The organism is Enterobacter sp. SLBN-59, assembly GCF_024807915.1.
Taxonomy (GTDB): Bacteria; Pseudomonadota; Gammaproteobacteria; order Enterobacterales; family Enterobacteriaceae; genus Enterobacter; species Enterobacter asburiae_B.
The window spans coordinates 4256471-4281489 of the sequence record NZ_JANUFI010000001.1 but is presented as its reverse complement, the minus strand read 5'-3'; the positions used below and the strand labels follow the sequence as shown (position 1 = coordinate 4281489).

Sequence of the window (25019 nt, the reverse complement as noted above, 5' to 3'; positions counted from 1 at the left end):
ATGCACACCCTGGTGTGCCGCCTAGTATCGCCTCAGGCCGCCTCCTAAACTTTGAAGGCAGCCAAACTCTCACCATCACACATTAAAAATTGTTATCAATTTATAACAGCCATGTTACCCGTCTCAAAAGCAATGCCTCCCCCGTCTGCTATGCTTTTTTGTTAAGTCCATCATGATTTTTCCAGAAGTGTGAACTAACGCACTCATCTAACTCTTTTATTTCCAAGGAGTAATTATTTATGAACCAGCTAGACGGCATCAAAAAATTCACCACCGTGGTTGCAGACAGCGGCGATATCGAGTCGATTCGCCACTATCAGCCGGAGGACGCGACCACTAACCCTTCGCTACTGCTCAAAGCTGCAGGGCTCGCCCATTTTAGCCATCTGATTGATGACGCCATTGCCTACGGTAAACAGCGCGGGAAAACGCAGGAGCAGCAGGTCGCCGAAGCCAGCGACAAGCTGGCGGTTAATTTTGGTGCGGAAATTCTTAAAAGCATCCCGGGCCGCGTCTCGACCGAAGTCGACGCCCGCCTCTCGTTCGATAAAGAAAAGAGCATTAATAAGGCGCGTCGCCTGGTGGAACTGTACGAGGAGCAGGGGATCGATAAATCACGCATTCTGATCAAGCTGGCCTCCACCTGGGAAGGCATCCGTGCGGCAGAGGTGCTGGAAAAAGAAGGCATCCACTGCAACCTGACGCTGCTGTTCTCGTTTGCCCAGGCGCGCGCCTGCGCTGAAGCGGGCGTATTCCTCGTCTCGCCATTTGTCGGGCGCATCTACGACTGGTATCAGGCGAAACAGCCGATGGATCCGTACGTGGTGGATGAGGATCCGGGCGTGAAATCGGTCCGTAATATCTACGACTACTACAAACAGCACCGCTATGAAACCATCGTGATGGGGGCCAGCTTCCGCCGTACCGAGCAGATCCTCGCCCTGGCAGGCTGCGACCGTCTGACCATCTCCCCTAACCTGCTCCAGGAGCTCCAGGACAAAGAAGAAACGGTGATCCGCAAGCTGGTGCCGACCTCCACCGTTCTGCCAAAACCGAAAGCCATGACCGAAGCGGAATTCCGCTGGGAGCACAATCAGGACGCCATGGCCGTGGAAAAACTGGCGGACGGCATCCGCCAGTTCGCCGTCGACCAGCGCAAACTTGAAGATCTTCTCGCCGCCAAACTTTAACCTTGCCACGGAGTGAACTATGTCCCGTAAAGAGCTAGCCAATGCCATTCGCGCCCTCAGCATGGATGCCGTGCAAAAAGCCAATTCCGGCCACCCCGGCGCGCCGATGGGCATGGCTGATATTGCCGAAGTGCTGTGGAACGACTTTCTGAAGCACAACCCCAATGACCCGACCTGGTACGATCGCGACCGCTTTATTCTCTCCAACGGTCACGCCTCAATGCTGCTCTACAGCCTGCTGCACCTTTCCGGCTACGATCTGCCGCTTGAGGAGCTGAAAAACTTCCGCCAGCTGCACTCCAAAACGCCGGGGCACCCGGAAATTGGCTATACCCCGGGGGTGGAAACGACGACCGGACCACTCGGTCAGGGGCTGGCCAATGCGGTCGGGCTGGCGATTGCTGAACGCACGCTGGCGGCACAGTTTAACCAGCCGGACCACGAGATTGTCGACCACTACACCTACGTGTTTATGGGTGACGGCTGCCTGATGGAGGGGATTTCCCATGAGGTCTGCTCCCTGGCGGGCACGCTGGGGCTCGGCAAGCTGATTGGCTTCTACGATCACAACGGCATCTCCATCGACGGGGAGACCGAAGGCTGGTTTACCGACGACACGGCAAAACGCTTTGAAGCCTACCACTGGCACGTGGTGCACGAGATCGACGGCCACGATCCTGAAGCGGTGAAAAAAGCGATTCAGGAAGCGCAGAGCGTGAAGGATAAACCGTCCCTGATTATCTGCCGCACGGTCATCGGCTTCGGCTCGCCGAACAAGGCGGGCAAAGAGGAGGCGCACGGCGCGGCGCTGGGCGAGGAGGAAGTCGCGCTGACCCGGCAGAAGCTGGGCTGGAAACATCCGCCGTTTGAGATCCCGAAAGAGATTTACAGAGCCTGGGATGCCCGTGAGGCGGGTGAAAAGTCCCAGCAGTCCTGGAACGAGAAGTTTGCCGCCTATAAAAAAGCGCACCCGGATCTCGCCGCCGAGTTTTCCCGCCGCATGAGCGGCGGCCTGCCGGAGGACTGGGACGATAGAACCCAGGCGCTGATTGAAAACCTGCAGTCCAACCCGGCGAAAATCGCCACCCGCAAGGCGTCGCAAAATACCCTGAACGCAATCGGCCCTCTCCTGCCCGAACTGCTCGGCGGCTCGGCGGATCTGGCGCCCAGCAACCTGACCATCTGGTCGGGCTCAAAATCGCTGAAAGAGGACATCGCCGGGAACTACATCCACTACGGCGTGCGCGAGTTTGGGATGACCGCCATTGCCAACGGCATCGCCCATCATGGCGGGTTTGTGCCGTACACTGCCACCTTCCTGATGTTCGTCGAGTATGCCCGTAACGCGGCGCGCATGGCGGCCTTAATGAAGGCGCGGCAGATTATGGTCTACACCCACGACTCCATCGGACTCGGGGAAGACGGGCCTACTCACCAGGCGGTTGAACAGCTGGCAAGCCTGCGCCTGACGCCGAACTTCAGCACCTGGCGTCCGTGCGATCAGGTCGAAGCGGCGGTGGGCTGGAAGCTGGCGGTGGAACGCCACAACGGCCCAACGGCACTGATCCTGTCACGCCAGAACCTGGCGCAGATTGAGCGAACCCCGGAGCAGGTGAAAAATATCGCCCGCGGCGGCTACATCCTGAAAGACAGCGGCGGCAAGCCGGACGTGATCCTGATTGCGACCGGCTCCGAGGTGGAAATCACGGTTAAAGCGGCGGAGAAACTGACTGCCGAAGGACATGCGGTGCGCGTGGTGTCCCTGCCCTCAACGGACATTTTCGACGCCCAGGACGAGGCGTACCGGGAATCGGTCCTGCCGTCCAGCGTCGCGGCTCGCGTGGCGGTGGAAGCCGGTATTGCCGACTACTGGTACAAATATGTCGGGCTCAAAGGGGCGATTGTCGGCATGCGAGGCTACGGCGAGTCCGCCCCTGCCGACAAGCTGTTCCCGTACTTCGGCTTTACCGTTGAGAACGTGGTGGAGAAGGCGCTGAGCGTGATCTAGTGGGGTCTGCGTTGCCGGGTGGCGGCTACGCCTTACCCGGCCTACAAAACCGCCAAACCGTAGGCCGGGTAAGCAACAGCGCCACCCGGCATAAAACTACCGCGTGATCCACAGCGTGGGCCAGGCATCTGGCCCGTTCCAGTTGTCGCAGCTGGGCTCCTCGGCGTAGCGCACCAGGCGGAAGCGCTGGCCGTCAAAACGCCAGCGCGTCTGGATCCCGCAATCGCCCAAACCGCGCCCCAGCGCGAGCGTTGTCAGCTCGCGCGTCTTTTCATCGAAGCTGGCGTTCATCAACTCCATTTCGCTCGCGTCGCCTGACGGCGTAAACGGCAGACGCAGCCTGACGCTGCGCGCGGTGAACGGTTTTTTACGCGATACCAGCCACGCCAGATCGACCGTGTTATAGGCCCCCGCCTCGCAGCTGACGATCAGCAGCGCTTTGTCATCGGTTAACGCGGTGACGCGCACTTCCCGGCGGTTAGGATCCAGCGAGCACTGGCTGGTGTTCATCCGCCCGGTACCATAGTCCAGCAGGTCGTTCAGTTCGGCGTGGGAGAGCGGCGTCGGGGTCGGGTTGACGACCGCCACCTTTTTAAGGGCAGGAGCAGGCGGAACGCTTAACGGCGGATCGTCACCTTTCTTGATCCACGCGGTTTCGCTGCCGACGCGCTTTTGCTGCGCATCAATGAACAGCAGCGCGGCTTTCAGACCGCTCAGCGAAATAACCTGCTTGCCGTCGCGCAGGGTCAGGGCCTTCCCTTCCTGGATGTTTTTCAGAAAGGCGGTGATGGTAGCCGCATCGTCCGTTTTAAGATGCCAGGGCGTGAGCTGCCAGCGCTGTTTGTCCAGCTTCAGGGGAACGTTATCCAGCAGCAGCCGGGGGGCAATCTCTGGCTCTTTTACCGAGGGCGTATCAAGGCCGCCGAGATCGATACGCAGCGTGGCGTCCGTTTTCGCCCCGGCGCTACGGGTGAGCGTCATGACCAGACCACGGTGTTCACCGGTATTGCGTGCGAGGCAAAAATTCTGGTTATTGCAGGTTACCTGCCAGTCGGAGAAGGCTTGCTGGGCAGGTGCAGCCCGCACCTGCGGCGCGAGGAGCACACAAAACAGGTAAAACAAAAAGACGCTGTAGCGCATGAATGACACAATCCCGGAACGAAAACGCTTAACTGGGCAGTATCTTCGTGTTCCCGCCGGGGTTGCTCAATCGGATTTATCAGATATACCCGAAAAACAGGCTATATCCGTTCGAAAGTGGTGTTCATCAGCCCGGTTGTCTGTAAATACTGCAGTAATATCACCGCTTTACCATCCCTGATTTCGCCTGAACGCACCATCTCCAGCGCCCGGGCAAAAGGAAGCTCCAGCACTTCGATATCTTCATCCTCCACGCCACCGCCCCGGTGAGTGCGCTGCGCGTCGCTGTATTCCGCAATGAAGAAATGCACAATTTCCGTTACGCCGCCCGGCGACATAAACAGCTCGAAGACCTTTTTGACCTCGCCCACTTCGAAGCCGGTCTCTTCCACGGCCTCTTTGCGGATACAAACTTCCGGCTCATCATCATCGAGCAGGCCCGCGCAGGTTTCAATCAGACGTCCGTCAGGGTTGCCATTAACCCATGTCGCCACCCTGAACTGACGGATCAGCACCACGCTCTGCTTTTCACGGTTATAGAGCAGAATGGTTGCCCCGTTGCCGCGGTCGTAGACCTCGCGTTTGTGCCGGATCACCTCACCGTTGTTACGCGTAAGATCATAGGTGATGTTACGCAGGACAAAGTAGTTTTCAGAGAGAATTTTGTCTTTGATAACGTCAATTTTCAGGGTCATACGGGCTCCACAACACAATGAGTCGTCTTATACTACGCCGTCAATCCCGCTTTGTCGCCCGCCGGTTTAATGATGATTTGGGGCGTTAACCCCAAGCCAGTCGAGTATCCCCTGCGCCGCATGACGCCCTTCCGCCATTGCGGTCACCACCAGATCCGCGCCGCGTACCGCATCGCCCCCGGCGAAGATCTGTGGGTTAGTCGTCTGGTAACGGTAGCGGCTCTCGACGGAGGCAACGATCCGCCCCCGGTCGTCCGTTTCGACACCCTGCGCCTGCAGCCACGGCATCGCGTGCGGGTTAAAACCAAACGCCATGATGACCGCATCAGCGGCCATCACGAACTCGCTGCCCGCCACGGGAACCGGTCGACGCCGTCCCTGCGCGTCCGGTTCACCGAGCTCGGTACGCAGCATTCGGATACCGTTGACCTTACCGTTCGGATCCAGCGTCAGCTCAACCGGCTGGACGTTAAATTCAAACGCCGCGCCCTCTTCTCGGGCGTTCTTCACCTCTTTCTTCGAGCCCGGCATATTGGCCTCATCCCGACGATAGGCGCAGGTCACCTTTGCCGCGCCGTTGCGTAACGCGGTGCGGACGCAGTCCATCGCGGTATCGCCCCCGCCAAGCACCACCACGTTTAAGCCCTGGGTATCGATAAACGGTTCGCTGGCCGTCGACTCCAGCCCCATAACATGGCGCGTATTACCTACAAGGAAAGGCAGCGCGTCATAAACCCCAGGCGCGTCTTCATGCGGGATACCCGCCTTCATCGAGCGGTAGGTTCCCACGCCAATAAACAGGGCGTCGTACTCGTTCTTTAAATGCGACATCGACACGTCCTGGCCCACCTCGCAGTTCAGCTCGAAGCGGATCCCCATCGCGGTAAATATCTCTCTGCGCCGCGCGAGCAGCGATTTGTCCAGCTTGAATGCCGGGATGCCAAAGGTCAGCAATCCGCCAATTTCCGGATGCCGGTCATAGACAGTCACACTCGCGCCGCTGCGCGCCAGCACGTCGGCGCACGCCAGCCCGGCGGGCCCCGCGCCGACGATCGCGACACGTTTACCTGTCGGCGTGACGGCGGACATATCTGGCCGCCAGCCCATCGCCAGCGCCCGATCGGAGATATAGCGCTCAATGTTACCGATGGTCACGGATCCCGCCTCTTCACGTATTGTGCAGGTACCCTCGCATAATCGGTCCTGCGGACAGACGCGGCCGGTAATTTCAGGTAAACAGTTGGTCTGATGTGAAAGCTCGACCGCGCCGGCGATATCCCCCGCGTTGAGGCGCTCGATCCACTGCGGGATGTGGTTATGCAGCGGGCAGGTCCATTCGCAAATGCTGTGCTCGCCGCATTTCAGGCAGCGCGACGCCTCGCGGGCGGCCTGCTCGTCCCGGAACGGCAGGTAAATTTCGTTAAAATGGCCCACGCGTTCTGCGGCAGCCAGCTTGTCGGGCTCGCCGCGTGGCGGGGTTGTTTGCATCTGATGCAGTTTGGTGTGCGAAGCGTCTTCTCTGACGACCTCCGCATGCCAGGGCTGCGCCTCCAGGCAGGCCGTGCGCTGGCGGCGCGATTTCGCCAGAGTATCAAGGACAGCAGGCGTCGCCAGTGAGAGGACATCTGCCGGGCAATTTTCGATACAGGCCGGGCCGTGTAGCCGCGTCAGACAGAGATCGCATTTATTCGCCGAGGCCTTCACGTCGCCGCTGTCGAGCGGGGTGACGATAATCTCCATCGTGCCAAACGGGCAGGCCACCACGCAGGCCTTACAGCCGATGCATTTTTGTTGATTCACCTGTACGCTGTCATCGCATTTGCTGATGGCGCCGTTCGGACAGCTTTGCGCGCAGGGCGCATTTTCACAGTGATGGCAGGTGACGGGGCTACTCTTCTCGCCGGACCTCAGGACCGTAATGCGGGGATGAAAATCGCGCTCGTTCAGGACGTGCTGCTCATCGTTGTGCGCCATCACGCAGGCCACTTCGCAGGCGCGACACCCGATGCACTGCTGGCTGTTAGCCATAATAAAACGATTCATAACCACACCTGTTTTTGGTTCAATAACCTTATTCTTTGTATGAATATGGTATTTACGCATCACGGCGCGATCGGGCAATGTTCAAATGCCCGGAATGCCGAATTATTTACAGTGAACCTGTAGCAGATCAATTTTATTCAGAGAGCCGTTCTGTGACCGTTAAACGACCCGTTTCCGGAAGCCTTGCCTGGGCTTTCTTTTCGATAATTGCCTTATCCGTGCTGACCAGCACCGTCGCGCTGCTGACGCTAGCCAGCAGCCAGCGTGACGCCGAAGCCATTAATATCGCGGGTTCGCTGCGCATGCAGAGCTATCGTCTGGGCTACGAGATGCAGCGCAACAGCCCTGCCCTTGCCGCGCATCGCGACAGCTGGCAACGGACGCTGAGCGCGCCTGCCCTGCAGAAGCTGAACCGCTGGTACGTCCCGGACAATGTTAAAGCGCGCTACCAGCAGCTGCACGTGGCCTGGCTGGAGATGGATGCGCGCATCGCCCGCGGCGACAGCGCGTGGTATCAAACCCACATTGAGGATTTTGTTGGCCGCATTGATGCCTTTGTGCTCGCCCTTCAGCACTACACCGAACATAAAATTCAGACGGTGACCCTGCTCTCGCTGGCGGGCGCCCTCGGGATCCTGCTGCTGACGCTATTTACCCTGCGACGCATCCGTCGCCAGGTGGTGTTGCCGCTTAACAATCTGGTGGCGGCCAGCGAACGGATTGAGCGAGGGGAATTTGCAACCCCGGCGCCGGATACCGCCCTGCCGAACGAGCTGGGCCAACTCTCCCGCGCCTTCAACCACATGTCCGCCGAGCTGGCTACGCTCTACCGTTCGCTCGAAGCCTCGGTCGCGGAAAAGACGCGGCATCTGCATGAAGCCCACCAGCAGCTCGACATGCTGTTCAAGTGCTCGCAGGCGCTGAATACCGGCCAGATAGACAGCCACTGCTTTCGGCATATCCTGCAGATTGTCCATGACTATACGCAAATGAATTATCTCGAACTGCGCACCAGCGACGACTGGCGGCTGTCTGAAGGGACGGAGTCACATGGCATTCCTTTGCAGCACCTGCCGGTACTGATGCAGGACACCCTTTATGGCGAGCTGCGCTGGCAAAGCGAGACGGACAGCGTTCCCCTTCCGCTGATGAGAAGCGTGGCGACCATGCTCGGGCGCGGGCTGTACTTTAACCAGGCGCAAAAACATTACCAGCAGCTGCTGCTGATGGAAGAGCGCGCCACCATTGCCCGCGAGCTGCACGATTCGCTGGCGCAGGTGCTGTCGTATCTGCGCATTCAGCTTGCGCTGCTCAAACGCGCCGTGCCCGAGGAAAATACCCCGGCGCAGACCATCATCACCGACTTCTCCCGCGAGCTGAACAATGCCTGGCAGCAGCTGCGCGAGCTGCTTACCACCTTCCGCCTGACGCTGAACCACGCGAACTTACCCGCGGCGCTGCAGGAGTCCCTCGACGTCCTTCAGAGCCAGACGCAGGCGAAGCTGCATTTAGACTGCCGCCTCTCCTCGCTGGCGCTGGACGCGCAAAAGCAGGTGCATTTGCTGCAGATCGTGCGTGAGGCCGTGCTGAACGCCATTAAGCACGCGCAGGCCAGCGAGATCACCGTAAGCTGCGTGACCGCACCGGACGGTACGCACAGCGTCAGCATACGCGATAACGGCATCGGGATTGGCGAAGCCAGCGAGCCGCCGGGACACTACGGCCTGAACATTATGCGCGAACGCGCGCAACGGCTCGGCGGAATGCTGCACTTCTCGCAGCCGCAAAACGGCGGCACGCTGGTCAGCGTGACGTTCCCGGTGCCCGCGCCGTTAACGGGTAAATAACGGTAAAGGAGGACGCGCAGGAAAAAACGCATGATAATTTACATTATCTCCTTTATTTCTCCACGTTTGACCTGAGCCTTACCGCTAAAGTTATGCGGGCAATAAACAATAATGACGTGCAGCAAAACGAGGTCACTCTTTCATGGCGAATTTTTTCATCGATCGCCCCATTTTTGCCTGGGTGCTTGCCATCCTGTTGTGTCTGACAGGTGTCCTGGCGATTACTTCACTTCCTGTTGAGCAATACCCCGATCTGGCACCGCCTAACGTGCGCGTAACGGCAAACTACCCCGGCGCTTCCGCTCAAACGCTGGAAAACACCGTGACGCAGGTTATCGAGCAGAACATGACGGGTCTGGATAACCTGATGTACATGTCCTCACAAAGTAGCGCCACGGGCCAGGCGACGGTTACCCTGAGCTTTAAGGCGGGCACGGACCCGGACGAAGCGGTGCAGCAGGTGCAAAACCAGCTGCAGTCGGCCATGCGCAAGCTGCCCCAGGCGGTGCAGAATCAGGGCGTGACCGTGCGTAAAACCGGTGATACCAACATTTTAACCATCGCGTTTGTCTCGACAGATGGCTCGATGGATAAACAGGACATTGCGGACTACGTCGCCAGTAATATTCAGGATCCCATCAGCCGTATCAACGGCGTCGGGGATATCGACGCCTATGGCTCACAATACTCTATGCGCATCTGGCTCGATCCCAACAAGCTGAACAGCGTCCAGATGACGGCAACCGACGTGACGAATGCCATCAAGGCCCAGAACGCCCAGATTGCGGTGGGGCAGCTGGGGGGAACGCCGTCCGTCGATAAGCAGGCCCTGAACGCCACCATCAATTCGCAATCCCTGCTGCAGACGCCGGACCAGTTCCGCAACATCACCCTGCGCGTGAATCAGGATGGGTCGGAAGTGCGTCTGGGCGATGTCGCCACGGTGGAAATGGGGGCGGAAAAATATGACTACCTGAGCCGCTTTAACGGCAATCAGGCCTCCGGTCTGGGGATAAAGCTTGCCTCCGGCGCAAACGAAATGGCCACGGCAAAACTGGTGTTAGACCGTCTGGACGAGCTTTCACAGTATTTTCCGCACGGGCTGGAGTACAAAGTCGCCTACGAAACCACCTCCTTCGTTAAAGCGTCGATCGAGGACGTGGTGAAGACCCTGCTGGAAGCCATCGCGCTGGTATTCCTGGTGATGTACCTGTTCCTGCAAAACTTCCGCGCGACGCTGATCCCAACCATTGCCGTCCCCGTGGTGCTGCTGGGGACCTTTGCGGTGCTTTACGCGTTCGGGTACAGCATTAACACCCTGACGATGTTTGCGATGGTGCTGGCGATTGGCCTTCTTGTGGATGATGCCATCGTGGTGGTTGAAAACGTCGAGCGCATCATGAGCGAAGAAGGACTCTCGCCGCGCCAGGCGACGCGCAAATCCATGGGGCAAATTCAGGGGGCGCTGGTCGGTATCGCGATGGTGCTGTCGGCCGTCTTTATCCCGATGGCCTTCTTTGGCGGCACAACAGGGGCGATTTACCGTCAGTTCTCAATAACCATCGTCTCGGCGATGGTGCTCTCCGTGCTGGTGGCGCTGATCCTCACCCCCGCGCTGTGCGCCACCATTCTGAAACCGCTGCACAAAGGGGAGCAGCACGGGCAAAAAGGGTTCTTCGGCTGGTTTAACCGGATGTTCAACCGCAATGCCGCGCGGTATGAATCTGCCGTCGGTGGCGTGCTCCATCGCAGCCTGCGCTGGATGATGATTTACGTTGTGCTGCTGGGCGGCATGGTCTGGCTGTTTATGCATCTCCCCACCTCTTTTCTGCCGATGGAAGACCGCGGCATGTTCACCACCTCGGTGCAGCTCCCGAGCGGCGCAACGCAGCAGCAGACGCTGAAAGTGGTCCAGAAAGTGGAGCAGTACTTCTTCACCAAAGAGAAAGATAACGTTGTGTCGGTCTTCTCCACCGTGGGCTCTGGCCCGGGCGGAAACGGGCAGAACGTCGCCCGCATGTTCGTCCGCCTGAAGGACTGGGACGAGCGCGATACCCGAACGGGAACGTCATTTGCCATTATTGAACGTGCGACCAAAGCCTTTGCGCATATTAAAGAGGCGCGCGTCTTCGCCAGCAGCCCGCCGGCGATAAGCGGTCTGGGCAGTTCCGCCGGGTTTGATATGGAGCTGCAGGATCACGCCGGCGCGGGCCACACGGCGCTGATGGCGGCACGCGATAAGCTGTTAGCGCTGGCGGGCAACGATCCTGGCCTGACCCGCGTTCGCCATAACGGTCTTGACGACAGCCCGCAGCTCCAGGTGGATATCGATCAGCGTAAGGCGCAGGCGCTAGGCGTGTCGATCAACGATATCAACGACACCCTGCAAACGGCGTGGGGCTCGAGCTATGTGAATGACTTTATGGATCGCGGCCGCGTGAAAAAAGTGTATGTCCAGTCCGCCGCGCCGTTCCGCATGCTGCCGGATGATATAAACCGCTGGTTTGTCAGGAATAACGCTGGCGGCATGGTGCCGTTCTCCGCGTTTGCCACCTCGCGCTGGGAGAGCGGTTCGCCGCGTCTGGAGCGCTATAACGGCTACTCTGCGGTTGAAATCGTCGGGGAAGCTGCGCCGGGCGTCAGTACCGGTACCGCTATGGATACCATGGAAAAACTGGTCCAGCAGCTGCCCGCCGGTTTTGGTCTGGAGTGGACGGCCATGTCCTACCAGGAGCGTCTCTCCGGGGCACAGGCTCCCGCACTTTACGCGCTCTCTCTGCTGGTGGTCTTCCTCTGCCTAGCCGCACTGTATGAAAGCTGGTCGGTACCGTTCTCGGTCATGCTGGTCGTGCCCCTTGGCGTCATCGGTGCGCTGCTGGCGACCTGGATGCGCGGCCTCGAGAACGATGTTTACTTCCAGGTGGGTCTGCTCACCGTGATTGGGCTATCGGCGAAAAACGCCATTCTGATCGTTGAATTTGCCAACGAGATGAATGCCAAAGGCCACGAGCTGATGGCCGCCACGCTGCACGCCTGCCGTCAGCGCTTACGCCCGATCCTGATGACGTCGCTGGCGTTTGTCTTTGGCGTACTGCCGATGGCAACCAGTACGGGTGCAGGCTCCAGCAGCCAGCATGCCGTCGGGACGGGAGTGATGGGCGGCATGATTTCGGCCACCATCCTGGCCATTTACTTCGTGCCGTTGTTCTTTGTGCTGGTGCGTCGTCGCTTCCCGCTAAAGGAACGCGCTGAGTAAGTGATTGAAATAAAAAAAGGCGGCTTTATCGGCCGCCTTTTTATTGTGTGATTAATTCACACTATGGTTATTTTACTTATTTTAGTGCTCTTGCAATTCTTGCTGAATGTCATTTACGAAGCATGCCTTCGATAAAATCTTTCCAGTTCCCCAGTTCACGTTCAATCATAACAACCTCTCTTATTATTATGCGCATTCTACAAAAACGGACCATCATTGTGAAGACTATTTAACCAATTGCTGTGATTGTACCCCACGTCCTGCGGGGATTTATGATAAATATGAACGGAGAGGCCTCAATTTTTTGTGACGGCTAGCAATATTTTGAAATAACCCTCCGAACGGGTGAGTTTTATTTTACCCGCTGAGTTTATTCGAAATTTAAACTTTATGGACATCTATGCTTAAAGGATGAAAGAATATTCAGCGTACAGATGTGAGTTGAATTAAGAAGAAGCGTAAATCCAGTCGATTCCTGAATGTGTTATATTCCACTTAAGGATATATCTTCGAATTTACTGAACATTTAATCATCATTAGGTCAAAAGGATTCACCATGGTTGTGATGTACGGCATTAAAAATTGCGACACCATCAAAAAAGCCCGCCGCTGGCTGGAAGCAAACGACGTGGAGTATCGCTTTCACGATTACCGTGCAGACGGGCTTGATGCAGAATTTCTGCATAGCGCGATCGGCGAGCTGGGGTGGGAAGCCCTGCTGAACACCCGCGGCACCACTTGGCGTAAGCTGGACGAATCTCTGCGCGCCAGCATCAACAACGCCGACAGCGCGGCAAAACTGATGCTCGACATGCCGGCAATTATCAAACGCCCATTGCTCTGCGCGCCAGGGCAGCCTATGCTGCTGGGTTTCAGTGAAACCCTTTATTCCGACTTTTTTCGTTGAGGTGTAGTTTATGTCATGCCCGGTCATTGAGCTGACTCAGCAGCTTATTCGCCGTCCTTCCCTTAGCCCGGACGACGCAGGTTGTCAGGCACTTATGATTGAGCGCCTGCGTGCCATCGGTTTTACCGTTGAACGCATGGATTTTGGCGATACTCAGAACTTCTGGGCGTGGCGCGGACAGGGCGAAACGCTGGCCTTTGCCGGGCATACTGACGTCGTTCCCGCCGGTGACGCGGATCGCTGGATTAACCCGCCGTTTGAACCGACCATCCGCGACGGCATGCTGTTTGGTCGCGGCGCGGCAGACATGAAAGGCTCGCTGGCGGCGATGGTCGTGGCGGCAGAGCGCTTTGTGGCTCAGCATCCAAACCACAAAAACCGTCTGGCGTTTTTAATCACCTCCGACGAAGAAGCCAGCGCCCATAACGGCACCGTGAAGGTTGTTGAAGCGCTGATGGCGCGTAACGAGCGTCTCGACTACTGCCTGGTCGGTGAGCCGTCCAGTACCGAAGTGGTGGGCGATGTCGTCAAAAACGGGCGCCGCGGCTCGCTGACCTGTAACCTGACCATTCACGGCGTTCAGGGGCACGTGGCTTACCCGCATCTGGCCGATAACCCGGTCCATCGCGCTGCGCCGATGCTGAGCGAACTGGTGGGCATCGAGTGGGATAAAGGCAACGAATTCTTTCCACCAACCAGCATGCAGATTGCGAACGTCAAGGCCGGGACCGGCAGCAATAACGTGATCCCGGGTGATTACTTCGTCCAGTTTAACTTCCGCTTCAGCACCGAACTGACCGATGAGATGATCAAGGCGCGCGTTATCGCGCTGCTGGAAAAATATCACCTGCGCTACACCGTGGAGTGGTGGCTTTCCGGCCAGCCGTTCCTGACGCAGCGTGGCAAACTGGTGGATGCGGTGGTGAACGCCATCGAGCACTATAATGAAATTAAGCCACAGCTGCTGACAACGGGTGGCACCTCAGACGGACGCTTTATCGCCCGTATGGGCGCCCAGGTTGTCGAACTGGGTCCAGTGAACGCAACCATTCATAAAATCAATGAGTGTGTCAATGCGGCAGATTTGCAACTGCTGGCCCGTATGTATCAACGTATTATGGAGCAACTCGTCGCCTGACGAACGCTCTGAGAGGAATAGCGAATGGATTGGCTTTCAAAGTACTGGTGGATTCTGGTGTTGGTTTTTCTGGTTGGCGTACTGCTGAACGTGATTAAAGATCTTAAGCGCGTTGACCATAAAAAATTTCTCGCCAACAAACCGGATCTTCCCCCGCACCGTGATTTTAACGACAAGTGGGACGATGACGACGACTGGCCGAAGAAGGACCAGAAGAAGTAATCCCCTCACCCCCAGCCCCTCTCCCCAGAGGGGCGAGGGGAGCCATGTTCCCTCCCCCTTAGAGGTGAGGGGAAATAATCACATAAACTCTACAATATCATCGTTATCCGGCTTACCGCCGCTGAGCGCTTCATCAAAGTAGTGCTTCGGTACGGTATAGCGCAAACGATCGAGCGCGAACTGCATGCTACGGTCGTCAATCGCGTGGCCCAGCTCGTCAACGATATCCAGCGTCACGTCCCCACCTTCGCGAATCAGCGCTTCCTGAGCGGCAACCGCATGCGATAGCTCAATCACCCGGTCTTCACCACCGTGGATCAGGTGGATCGTGGTCTGCGTGGTCGCGCTTGTCGGTAACGTCGCAAAACGGCCGTTAAACGCAATGACGCGTGACGCCAGACCCGGCTGCGCTTTTACGCTTTCCAGCGACATGATTGACCCCTGCGAGAAGCCAATCAGCGCGGTCGCGTCGGCACCCACGCCGCTCTGCTGCTGCCAGTAGCGGACGATGTCGATAAAGGTGGGCATGATGGCGTCGATGCGAGCCTGACGGTTCTCTTCCGTCACGCCCTGAACAGAGAACCACTGGCGTCCGTTCGGACCGCATGGCTCTACGCCACCGATGCTGACAATCAATGCCTCCGGAAAAACGGGCGCAAACCAGCTGCCAATCTGACCCATATTGACGGCATTATCGCCAACGCCATGAAACAGAAGCAGTAACTGTTTAGCCGGTTTGTCAGGGCTTTGAACAACAAAATGGTCGTGTTTCATGGTGGTCTCCTTAATAGATGACCTGGATTCTACGCCTCCCGACGTGAATGACCATGCCACTTTACTGAAGAAGTCATTGAAAAAATTGCCATTGCAAAATGTCTTCTTTCAACTGCTGGCTACGGAGATAATCAAGACTTTCAATCGCTTGCGCGGTTTCATTTCGCAACGTTGCCAGCAACGCTTTTCGCCCGACGTCTTCCGTTTTTCCGTCCATTTTCCCGCGCAGGGCCGGAAGCGGCATATCCACGGTTAACAACAGCCGCGTCAGTGCGGCAACCGAGGTTGAAAACGCCCGATGAGCAAAAGCAAACCCCGCCAGCTCCAGCCAGTCGTCATTATTAAGGGTAGCTTCCCAGCCGTCTTCCACGGGGATCTTTTCACCGTTCCAGGCCGATAGCACCCGCGCATCGCGCTTCAGACGACGCTGCGCCTGTTCACACAGCTGACGCCCGGCCTCGCTCTGGGGCAGCAAGGCCATCGCGGTGTAGCAGCCGCTGCTGGCTTCACGATGGCTGCCCATCCGCACCAGCACAAACCCACATTGCTGCCAGAAACGCAACAGCTCATCGGTATAACCAAAGCTCACCGACAGATAGTCTTCGCCGCTGGCGCCGCGAACAAGCGCCTGGCCAATCCCTTCCCGCTGACGGTGAGGATGTACGGCAATGCGGGTCACCCGTCGTCCTCTGAGCGTCGCCGCCAGCGGAGAGCCGCCGTGCGCCGCAAGAGACTGCGCCACCAGGTTACCGCGCGGACGCCGGTATCCTGCCCACACGGCGCGGCTAAGCTCGGGGGAGAGCCCGCCCTCCTCCACCAGCCAGAGCGCCCCGGCGATAACCGGATTCGTTTCGGCAACGGCAAACTGCTGCCCGGGCGCGTCCATCATGCGGCGTAAATCGAGCGGCGAGGTACGATAATGCGCCGCGCAGAGGAGCTCGTATACGCTCGCTGCAAGCGCCGGGCGGCTTTCCCATGCCGTCGGCGTCAGAGACGTTAAACGCACCTCCCCTTCCGGGCGTCGGTCAATCAGCGTATCGTCAAACAGCAGCGCGCTGGCAACAACCCGCTCAAGCGGGCAGCCCGCCGCCCAGCGTACCGGTGTAGATAAGCTGTAGCGCTGCAGCCCGGCAAACCGACCGCAGAATTTAAGCAAGAATCCCCGGCCCGTCCCCTCATATCCCTGCACCGTGGTGGTCAACAGCACGCGAGGGAAACGGGCAACTAGCTTTTCAAGCAGAGGTCCGGGGATCGCAGCGGCTTCATCGACAATTAGCCAGTCAGCCCGGTGTGAAGAGGCAAGCAGCGCGTCCGGGGCCATAAAATGAAAACGCTCTCCGGCAAAGCGGGCGATGATATCCGTCGCCCCCTTCGACGGTGCGGTAACCACGGCGCTGCCGGCAATGCGGTTCAGCAGCATTCCCGCCAGGGCTGATTTTCCTCGCCCGCGCGCGGCGGTGACGGCCACGATGCCCTCCGGCATCCCCAGCAGCACATCCAGGATCTCAGCCTGCTCGCGCTGCGGTGCGCCGCTGGCAGGCTGCCAGTCTGGCGCGTCGGGTAAAGGCGGAAGGGATAACCCGCAGCCCTGAAGCCAGACAATCGCGTCGGGATCGGCGGCAATCGTCCGGCAGAAATGGTGGACAAAATGCGGCGTGGCTATCGCTTCGGCGCCGTCGCTCCAGCGCAGTGAATCGCTGTCTGGCAACCCGGGCCACGCGTCGAGCGGCGGAACCCGCAGCACCAGAAGGCTTCCGGCGCTCAGCGTTCCGCTCAGGGCGGCAAACGCGGCGACATCAAACCCGGCGCTGGCGTCAAAAACGGCATGCCGGAACTCGCGTCCCAGCAGGCCGCTGATGGCTTTTGAAGGATGTTCGTCAAGCCTTACCCAGTCTCCGGGCAAGGCGTCACGCAGGGTCAGCGCCTGGATTAACGTCCACTGCGCCTCGCCGCTGAGCACCACCAGCCGACGATGGCCGGTGCGCTCAAGCTCGCTTATCAGCTGTTCAAACTCCAGCATTACATCGCTTTGCCGAAGGTATTACACTGCGCCGGATCGCCGCTGTCGAAGCCGCGTTTGAACCAGCTATAGCGCTGCTGTGAGGTACCGTGAGTGAAGCTGTCCGGCACGACGCGTCCCTGGCTCTGCTGCTGAAGACGGTCGTCACCGATAGCCTGAGCGGCATTTAACGCCTCCTCAAGATCGCCGGATTCCAGCACGCCCTGCTGCTGCATGCTGTGGCCCCAGACGCCCGCGAAGCAGTCCGCCTGCAGCTCCATCTTAACGGAAAGGCGGTTCACTTCCGCCTGAGACGCATTTTGCTGAAGCTGGCGCACTTTTGGCTCAATCCCCAGCAGCTTTTGCACGTGATGGCCGACTTCATGCGCGATCACATAGCCCTGGGCAAAATCACCGTCGGCGCCAAGCTTGCGTTTCATGTCATCGTAAAAAGAGAGATCGATATAGACGGTGCCGTCTGCCGGGCAGTAGAACGGCCCCATAACAGATTGCCCGGTACCGCATCCGGTGCGGGTTGCCCCCCGGTACATCACCAGCTTCGGCTGCTGGTAGGTACGCCCCATCTTCTCAAACAGCTGACTCCAGGTGTCTTCTGTTGTGGCGAGAATAACGGAGGTAAATTTGGCCGCTTCATCTTCATTCGGGCTGATGGAGCGCTGAGAATGCTCCTGCTGTTGCAGCGGCTGACCGGTCATTAAACCGGTGAGATCGACGCCGTAATACCCCGCAACCAGCACGACAATCAGCAGGATGATACCGCCCTTGCCGCTGGGTAACCGGAAGCCTGGCCCACCCATTGAAGGACCGCCGCCGCCATCACTACGTCTGTCTTCTACATTGTCACTTTCACGACGCCCTTGCCAGCGCATAACCACCTCGAACTATTCCATTTATAATAGCTATGATCGTAGGCGGTTAACGGCAAGATTACCATAGGAAACAAAGGTAAGACGCCAAAGGATGGGAACATCCTTTGGCAAGTGAGGGAGTTAGTCGAGCTTAACGCCTAAACGGTGAGCAACCGCTTCGTACGCTTCAATCAGGCCACCCAGGCTCTGACGGAAACGGTCTTTGTCCATTTTATCCAGGGTTTCTTTATCCCACAGGCGGCTACCGTCCGGTGAGAACTCATCGCCCAGCACCACTTCGCCTTTGAACAGACCAAACTCCAGCTTGAAGTCGACGAGGATCAGGCCCGCGTCATCAAACAGTTTTTTCAGCACGTCGTTGGCTTTGTAGGTCAGCTCCTGCATACGCGCAAGGTTCTCTTTGCTCACCCAGCCGAAGGTTTCGCAGTAGGATTCGTTGACCATCGGGTCGTGCATCGCATCGTTTTTCAGGAACAGGTCGAACAGCGGTGGATTCAGTTCGATACCTTCTTCAATGCCGAGACGCTTCACCAGGGAGCCCGCCGCACGGTTACGAATAACGCACTCAACCGGAACCATATCCAGTTTTTTCACCAGACATTCCGTATCGGACAGCAACGCTTCCATCTGGGTCGGGATACCCGCTTCGGCCAGTTTGGTCATAATGAAGTGGTTGAACTTGTTGTTCACCATGCCTTTACGATCGAACTGCTCAATGCGTGCGCCATCCCCTGCTGACGTATCATTGCGGAACTCGAGCACCAACAGATCCGGGTTTTCCGTGCTGTATACGGTCTTCGCTTTGCCACGATACAACTCAGCTTGCTTCTGCATCTTCATTACTCCTGGTGTGATGATTTGTGTTCAAAACTGGGCATATTATGCCACGCACACGTTTGCGTGGCACGAAAATAAAAAGGGCTGGATTCACCAGCCCTCGTATTTATTTGCTGAATGCTGCCTGGAAGACAGCGACCAGCGCATCGTTCTGCGACTGGGTCAGCGTGTGACCTTTTGGATCGATAAACTGCAGACTGCTGCGGTTATCAAGGTCGCCTACCTGAATCTTGTAGTCACCGGAGGCAAGCTGAGGATCTTTCGCGCCCAGCTCCTGCCATGCGCTGTCGGAGAGCGGCTTATACGTTGCCGTCATGCTGCCGGTTGAACGCGTGCTGTCGGTCACTTTCATGCCCACTTTTTCCAGCGTCGCTGGCAGACGCTGCCAGGTCTGGTTAAACGGTGCACGCACCACCAGCATTGGCAGGCCGGTATCATCCGCACCGCTTTGTACATCAAAGGTCGCGCCGTTACGGCTCTGCGCGGCGTTGGCGGCATCGGTAGCGGTCTTATCCAGACCCGCGGCAATCACGTTCAGCATTTCGGTGCTGTAACGCTGCAGGGACGCGGCATCCGCAACCGGTTTACCCGCCTGCTCCAGGTTCAACAGCTTAACGTTGACCGCCTGCTGGTAACCCTGTGGTTTTACGGAGACTTGATAGCGACCGCGGTACTGCTGGTCTTCATCCAGACGATTCCATTCGACCCAGTCGGTGGTTAACGTCTGGCTGGCGTCATCGCGTTTATCGATAGTGTAGTTCTTCGACTGAATGACGCTGACAACCTGCGGCCACAGCGAGCTACCGCGCGCGCTCTCAACCATCAGAGACGCCGTATCACCGGTGAACTGGGTACGCGCCCCGCTGACCAGCGCCAGAGGTTGTGCTGGCGGACGAATATCAAGCGCTTTACCGACCAGGCCGCTGCCGTTGGTCACGGGAATATTATAATCGCCGTTCTGAATCGGCAGGATCATACCAGCCGGTGCGTGAAGTTCAGCAAGCGGGGTCGCATCCAGATAGGATTCATCACCGCTCACCTGGCGCTTGTAGCGCGAATCTGAACTACAGGCAGCGAGCAGCATAACAAGCGAAACACTCGCAACCTTCGCCAGGCGCGACTTCTGTACTGAATAAGCCATCAAATCTCCCTAAACTCTACAGCAAACCGGCATGCTTCAGCGCCGCCCTGACGATGTCACGACCGTGGTCGGTAATCGGTGTCATTGGCAGACGCAGCGTGTCGGATGCTACAAGTCCCAACTCCTTACATGCCCATTTCACTGGGATCGGATTGGGTTCGACAAATAATTTATTGTGCAGCGGCATCAGACGCTGATTAATGACACGCGCTTCATCAAAGTGACCGGCTGCGGCCAGTTTGCACATTTCTGCCATATCGCGCGCCGCAACGTTTGCCGTTACGGAGATCACGCCATGACCACCGAGCTGCATAAAGTCCAGCGCGGTCGCATCATCACCACTCAACAGGATAAAGTCGTCTGAAACCAGCTCTTTGAGCTGATGAACGCGGCTTAAGTTCCCTGTCGCCTCTTTAATACCGATAATATTTTTTACTTCCGAGAGACGACCAACGGTTTCCGGCAGCATATCGCAACCGGTACGGGACGGCACATTATACAGAATTTGTGGCAAGTCAGTATGTTCAGCGATGGCTTTGAAGTGCTGGAACAAACCTTCCTGAGTAGGACGGTTGTAATAAGGGGTCACCGTCAGACAGCCAACGATGCCGCTGTCGTTAAAACGCTTGGTCAGGCTGATAGCTTCTGCGGTTGCATTAGCGCCTGTCCCCGCGATGACCGGAATACGTCCGTCAGCCAGTTCCAGGGTCAGCATCACCACATCGCCGTGCTCGTCGTGGCTCAGCGTTGCGGATTCACCGGTAGTCCCTACCGAAACGATCGCCGAGGTTCCGTTGGCGACATGGTAATCAATGAGCTTCTTCATGCTTGACCGGCAGACATTACCTTTTTCATCCATCGGTGTAACAAGCGCGACAATACTTCCCGTGAACATGAGCCATCCTCTGTGCGAACAAGAGCCTCAATGTTACGTTTGGAACTGTAATAAAAGCAAGCGACCTGAGGCTCTCAGGCGGTTGTATGCATGTTTTTTTTATGCTTTCCTTAGGAAGACTTAACCATGCAAAGGAAGAACAGGTTTGACAACCTCATCACAACATTACCTGGTTATCACTGCGCTGGGTGCCGACAGACCGGGTATCGTGAACACCATCACCCGTCACGTAAGCAGCTGCGGCTGTAATATCGAAGACAGCCGTCTGGCGATGCTTGGCGAAGAGTTCACATTTATTATGTTGCTTTCCGGGACATGGAACGCCATTACGTTGATTGAATCGACCCTGCCGCTGAAGGGGGCCGAACTGGATTTGCTGATTGTCATGAAGCGCACCACTGCGCGTCCGCGTCCGGCACTGCCTTCTACCGTCTGGGTACAGGTTGAAGTGCCTGATTCACCGCATCTGATTGAGCGTTTCACTGCGCTTTTTGACAATCATCAGATGAATATTGCCGAACTGGTTTCCCGTACGCAGACAAGCGATGACCAGGGTCTTCCGGTGCTGTTTATTCAAATTACCGCGCACAGCCCTGCCTCACAGGATGCGTCAAATATCGAGCAAGCGTTCAAAGCCCTCTGTACAGAATTAAACGCGCAGGGCAGTATAAGCGTCGTCAATTATTCGCAGCACGAACAGGATGGAGTTGAGTAATGAACCCACTGAAAGCCGGTGACATCGCACCGAAATTTAGCTTACCGGATCAAGACGGCGAGCAAGTAAATTTGACCGACTTCCAGGGACAGCGTGTTCTGGTCTATTTCTACCCGAAAGCCATGACCCCCGGCTGCACCGTACAGGCCTGCGGCTTACGCGACAACATGGACGAGTTGAAAAAAGTCGGTGTGGAAGTGCTGGGTATCAGCACGGATAAACCAGAAAAGCTGTCACGATTTGCTGAAAAAGAGCTGCTGAACTTCACGCTGCTTTCTGATGAAGATCATCAGGTGTGCGAGCAGTTCGGCGTCTGGGGCGAGAAGACGTTTATGGGTAAAACCTACGACGGCATTCACCGCATTAGCTTCCTGATTGACGCTGACGGTAAAGTTGAACATGTGTTTGACGACTTTAAAACCAGCAACCACCACGACGTGGTGTTGAACTGGCTGAAAGCAAGCGCCTGATAAACAGCAAAACGGCAACCCAGGTTGCCGTTTTTAGTGTTTTCCCCTTCTCCCCGTGGGAGAGGAGCGGAGTGAGGGCATCAGGCCGCACAAAAACTACTTCTCTTCCACCGCCGGCACATCCGGCCACGCGTGGACCACGGCCTTAATCAGCGTCGCCAGCGGAATCGCAAAGAACACGCCCCAGAATCCCCACAGCCCGCCGAAAATCACCACGGACAAGATAATCACCAGCGGATGCAGGTTCACCGCTTCGGAGAACAGCACCGGTACCAGCAGGTTACCGTCCAGGCCCTGAATAATCAGGTACACCGCAAAGCAGCTCCAGAACTCTGTCCCCAGCCCAAACTGGAACAGCGCGACCCCAACAACCGGAATGGTCACCACAAACGCGCCGATATACGGAATCAGGACCGACAGACCCACCAGCACCGCCAGCAGCAGCGAGTAGTTCAGGCCGAAAATCAGGAAGCCAATCCAGGTGGCTACCCCCACGACAATCATCTCCAGCACCTTGCCGCGAATGTAGTTGGTGATCTGCTGGTTCATCTCTTCCCAGACCTGCCCTGCCAGCCCGCGGTTGCGCGGCAGAATACGGCGCACGGCGTTGAGCATCTGATCTTTATCTTTCACCAGGAAGAAGACCATCAGCGGCACGAGCACAAGGTAAACCGCCAGCGTCAGCAGTCCGACCAGCGAGGCCAGAGAGTACTTCACCACCGAATCGCCCATCGTCATGATGCGGGCGCGCATATTTTCGGCCATCGCGTCAATAATCCCGGCATCCATCAAGGCCGGGTAACGGCGCGGCAGCGTGGCGGCAAAATCAGAGAGTTTATTCAACATGCCGGGCATATCGCGGATCAGGTTAATTCCCTGCTGCCAGGCGACCGGCATTACCACAAAGGCCATTAGCAGCAGGATGCCGACAAACAGCACCAGCACGATGCTGGTCGCCCACCGGCGGGAACAGCCGATGTGTTCCAGGCGCGCCGTCGGCCACTCCAGCAGGTACGCCAGCACAATCGCCACCAGCAGGGGAGCGAGCAGGCCGCTGAAGAAGAACAGAATACCGAACCCGGCAACCAGAATAACCAACAAAGCAATGGCTTCCGGGTCGCTGAACCGACGCCGGTACCACTGCATTAACATTTCGAGCATACAACCCTTCCCTGAATCGAATGGCGGGAGTGAGACGGTGGATTGTATCTAACTGTCACAAAAAAGACTTTCGCTTTTTGTATCCCGATCGCAATCCGCAAAAGCCTGATGAATGGGATTTTCTTCATGCTGTAACACGGCTACACTCGCAGAGCAGCAGAGATGAACGTTATGCCGGTTCATCGGTCAAATTAGCACATCCAACATACAGGACAGTGGTTATGTTCAGGCAGTTGAGAAAAACACTGGTTGCAACACTGATTGCCGCGGTGACGGTCGGTCAGGTGTTGCCCGCTTTTGCTGACTCGTCCGATTCATTGCCGGACATGGGCACCACAGCAGGAAGCACGCTCTCTATTGGGCAAGAGATGCAAATGGGGGATTACTATGTTCGCCAGCTGCGCGGCAGCGCCCCGCTGATCAACGATCCTTTGCTGGTACAGTACATTAACGGGCTGGGGATGCGTCTGGTTTCGCACGCCGACTCGGTAAAAACGCCCTTCCATTTCTATTTAATCAATAATGACGAAATCAACGCCTTCGCCTTCTTTGGCGGAAACGTGGTGCTGCATTCGGCGTTATTCCGTTATTCCGACAACGAAAGCCAGCTGGCCTCGGTAATGGCGCACGAAATTTCGCACGTCACCCAGCGCCACCTGGCGCGCGCCATGGAAGACCAGAAACGTAACGCCCCCCTCACCTGGGTGGGCGCGCTGGGCTCCATTCTGCTGGCGATGGCCAGCCCGCAGGCCGGGATGGCGGCCCTGACCGGTACGCTGGCTGGAACGCGCCAGGGAATGATCAGCTTTACCCAGCAAAATGAACAGGAAGCGGACCGCATCGGGATTCAGGTGCTGCAGCGTTCGGGCTTTGACCCGCAGGCCATGCCGAGCTTCCTCGAAAAACTGCTCGATCAGGCGCGTTACTCTTCCCGTCCGCCGGAAATCCTGCTGACGCACCCGTTACCCGAAAGCCGCCTGTCGGACGCGCGTAACCGTGCTAACCAGATGCGTCCGGTGGTGGTCCAGTCTTCGCAGGATTTCTACATGGCGAAGGTGAGAACGCTGGGGATGTACAATTCCGGGCGTAACCAGCTCACCAGCGACCTGCTGGATACCCTGGCGAAAGGCAACGTGCGTGAGAAAAACGCCGCGCAGTATGGTCAGGCGCTCCAGGCGATGGAAGCCAGCAAATACGACGAGGCGCGCAAAGCGCTGCAACCGCTTCTGGCGGCCGACCCTAACAACCCGTGGTACCTCGATCTGTCGACGGATATCGATCTGGGCCAGAAGAAAACGGCCGATGCGATCAACCGTCTGAAAGGGGCGAAAGACGTCCGTACCAACCCGGTGCTGCAGCTTAACCTGGCGAACGCTTACTTACAGGGCGGTCAGCCTGGCGAAGCGGCGACCATTCTGAACCGCTATACCTTTAACAATAAAGACGATCAAAACGGCTGGGATCTGCTCGCTCAGGCGGAAGCCCAGCTCGGCAACCGCGATCAGGAGCTGGCGGCGCGTGCCGAAGGTTTTGCCCTGGTGGGCCGCCTCGATCAGGCGATTTCCACGCTCAGCAGCGCCAGCGCGCAGGTCAAACTCGGCAGCCTCCAGCAGGCCCGTTACGACGCGCGTATCGATCAGCTGCGCGGCCTGCAGCAGCGCTTTAAGCCGTACGAGAAGATGTAATAAAGG

At 57.4% G+C, this 25019-nt stretch carries 21 protein-coding genes; 10 read left to right on the top strand and 11 right to left on the bottom strand.

The genetic code is table 11. The features are described from left to right. The first annotated feature begins 239 nt into the window (after window positions 1–239). A complete protein-coding gene (gene tal / locus M2422_RS20400) occupies window positions 240–1190 on the top strand; it encodes a transaldolase (RefSeq protein WP_033146157.1) in 951 nt (316 codons plus the stop codon). Window positions 1191–1209: 19 nt separating this feature from the next. After that, entirely contained in the window at window positions 1210–3198 is a 1989-nt protein-coding gene (tkt, locus tag M2422_RS20395) for a transketolase (RefSeq protein WP_064673729.1), read from the top strand. Window positions 3199–3294: 96 nt separating this feature from the next. On the opposite strand, the gene M2422_RS20390 is transcribed toward tkt, so the two are convergent. The 3 genes from M2422_RS20390 to aegA all read right to left on the bottom strand — a co-directional run bounded on the left by M2422_RS20390 (window position 3295) and on the right by aegA (window position 7076). Beyond that, the gene (locus tag M2422_RS20390) at window positions 3295–4338 is read right to left on the bottom strand and encodes a DUF1176 domain-containing protein (protein ID WP_064673730.1); all 1044 of its coding nucleotides are present in this window, start codon (window positions 4336–4338) and stop codon (window positions 3295–3297) included. 101 nt (window positions 4339–4439) lie between these two features. Then, on the bottom strand, window positions 4440–5033 hold the full coding sequence (nudK, locus tag M2422_RS20385; protein WP_064673731.1) for a GDP-mannose pyrophosphatase NudK: 594 nt from the start codon (window positions 5031–5033) through the stop codon (window positions 4440–4442). 66 nt (window positions 5034–5099) lie between these two features. Further along, complete coding sequence (gene aegA, locus M2422_RS20380; RefSeq protein WP_064673732.1) at window positions 5100–7076, bottom strand: formate-dependent uric acid utilization protein AegA; 1977 nt, start codon at window positions 7074–7076, stop codon at window positions 5100–5102. A 152-nt stretch (window positions 7077–7228) separates the two neighbouring features. On the opposite strand from aegA, the gene narQ reads away from it, so the two are divergent. Next, window positions 7229–8923: a nitrate/nitrite two-component system sensor histidine kinase NarQ gene (gene narQ / locus M2422_RS20375; RefSeq protein WP_064673733.1), complete on the top strand. Its 1695-nt coding sequence runs from the start codon at window positions 7229–7231 to the stop codon at window positions 8921–8923. Window positions 8924–9065: 142 nt separating this feature from the next. Further along, window positions 9066–12179 (top strand): multidrug efflux RND transporter permease AcrD, encoded by a 3114-nt coding sequence (gene acrD / locus M2422_RS20370; protein ID WP_064673734.1) that lies wholly within the window; start codon window positions 9066–9068, stop codon window positions 12177–12179. Between the two features lie 109 nt (window positions 12180–12288). On the opposite strand, the gene ypfM is transcribed toward acrD, so the two are convergent. Beyond that, window positions 12289–12348: a protein YpfM gene (gene ypfM / locus M2422_RS20365; protein WP_015572204.1), complete on the bottom strand. Its 60-nt coding sequence runs from the start codon at window positions 12346–12348 to the stop codon at window positions 12289–12291. A 387-nt stretch (window positions 12349–12735) separates the two neighbouring features. Here ypfM and M2422_RS20360 point away from each other — a divergent pair, with 387 nt between their 5' ends. The 3 genes from M2422_RS20360 to M2422_RS20350 are packed head-to-tail and all read left to right on the top strand — an operon-like array spanning window position 12736 to window position 14446. Then, window positions 12736–13086, top strand: coding sequence for an ArsC family reductase (locus M2422_RS20360; protein ID WP_064673735.1), 351 nt, complete (start codon window positions 12736–12738; stop codon window positions 13084–13086). 10 nt (window positions 13087–13096) lie between these two features. Beyond that, window positions 13097–14224: a succinyl-diaminopimelate desuccinylase gene (dapE, locus tag M2422_RS20355; RefSeq protein WP_039263709.1), complete on the top strand. Its 1128-nt coding sequence runs from the start codon at window positions 13097–13099 to the stop codon at window positions 14222–14224. A gap of 24 nt (window positions 14225–14248) precedes the next feature. Beyond that, window positions 14249–14446, top strand: coding sequence for a YpfN family protein (locus tag M2422_RS20350; RefSeq protein ID WP_014171111.1), 198 nt, complete (start codon window positions 14249–14251; stop codon window positions 14444–14446). Between the two features lie 78 nt (window positions 14447–14524). Here the strand turns inward: M2422_RS20350 and ypfH are convergent, their stop codons facing one another. From ypfH to dapA, 6 genes are all read right to left on the bottom strand, one after another. Continuing rightward, a complete protein-coding gene (gene ypfH, locus M2422_RS20345; protein ID WP_039263710.1) occupies window positions 14525–15220 on the bottom strand; it encodes an esterase in 696 nt (231 codons plus the stop codon). Window positions 15221–15293: 73 nt separating this feature from the next. Next, complete coding sequence (locus tag M2422_RS20340) at window positions 15294–17240, bottom strand: tRNA(Met) cytidine acetyltransferase TmcA (RefSeq protein WP_259142120.1); 1947 nt, start codon at window positions 17238–17240, stop codon at window positions 15294–15296. Further along, window positions 17240–18109, bottom strand: coding sequence for a neutral zinc metallopeptidase (locus M2422_RS20335; protein ID WP_029739971.1), 870 nt, complete (start codon window positions 18107–18109; stop codon window positions 17240–17242). The genes M2422_RS20340 and M2422_RS20335 overlap by 1 nt, the downstream gene beginning before the upstream one ends. 120 nt (window positions 18110–18229) lie before the next feature. Further along, window positions 18230–18943, bottom strand: coding sequence for a phosphoribosylaminoimidazolesuccinocarboxamide synthase (gene purC, locus M2422_RS20330; protein ID WP_023332985.1), 714 nt, complete (start codon window positions 18941–18943; stop codon window positions 18230–18232). A gap of 109 nt (window positions 18944–19052) precedes the next feature. Further along, window positions 19053–20087: an outer membrane protein assembly factor BamC gene (bamC, locus tag M2422_RS20325; RefSeq protein ID WP_045399727.1), complete on the bottom strand. Its 1035-nt coding sequence runs from the start codon at window positions 20085–20087 to the stop codon at window positions 19053–19055. Window positions 20088–20103: 16 nt separating this feature from the next. Further along, a complete protein-coding gene (dapA, locus tag M2422_RS20320) occupies window positions 20104–20982 on the bottom strand; it encodes a 4-hydroxy-tetrahydrodipicolinate synthase (RefSeq protein ID WP_196350706.1) in 879 nt (292 codons plus the stop codon). Window positions 20983–21127: 145 nt separating this feature from the next. Between dapA and M2422_RS20315 the strand changes: the two genes are divergently transcribed. Together M2422_RS20315 and bcp are read left to right on the top strand one after the other, a co-directional pair. Beyond that, window positions 21128–21697 (top strand): glycine cleavage system transcriptional repressor, encoded by a 570-nt coding sequence (locus M2422_RS20315; RefSeq protein ID WP_045888584.1) that lies wholly within the window; start codon window positions 21128–21130, stop codon window positions 21695–21697. Next, entirely contained in the window at window positions 21697–22167 is a 471-nt protein-coding gene (bcp, locus tag M2422_RS20310; protein ID WP_032659360.1) for a thioredoxin-dependent thiol peroxidase, read from the top strand. Before M2422_RS20315 ends, bcp begins: the two co-directional genes overlap by 1 nt. A gap of 96 nt (window positions 22168–22263) precedes the next feature. Here the strand turns inward: bcp and M2422_RS20305 are convergent, their stop codons facing one another. Continuing rightward, a complete protein-coding gene (locus M2422_RS20305; protein ID WP_033146172.1) occupies window positions 22264–23328 on the bottom strand; it encodes an AI-2E family transporter in 1065 nt (354 codons plus the stop codon). 221 nt (window positions 23329–23549) lie between these two features. Between M2422_RS20305 and bepA the strand changes: the two genes are divergently transcribed. Next, complete coding sequence (gene bepA / locus M2422_RS20300) at window positions 23550–25013, top strand: beta-barrel assembly-enhancing protease (RefSeq protein WP_033146173.1); 1464 nt, start codon at window positions 23550–23552, stop codon at window positions 25011–25013. The last annotated feature ends 6 nt before the right edge of the window (window positions 25014–25019 follow it).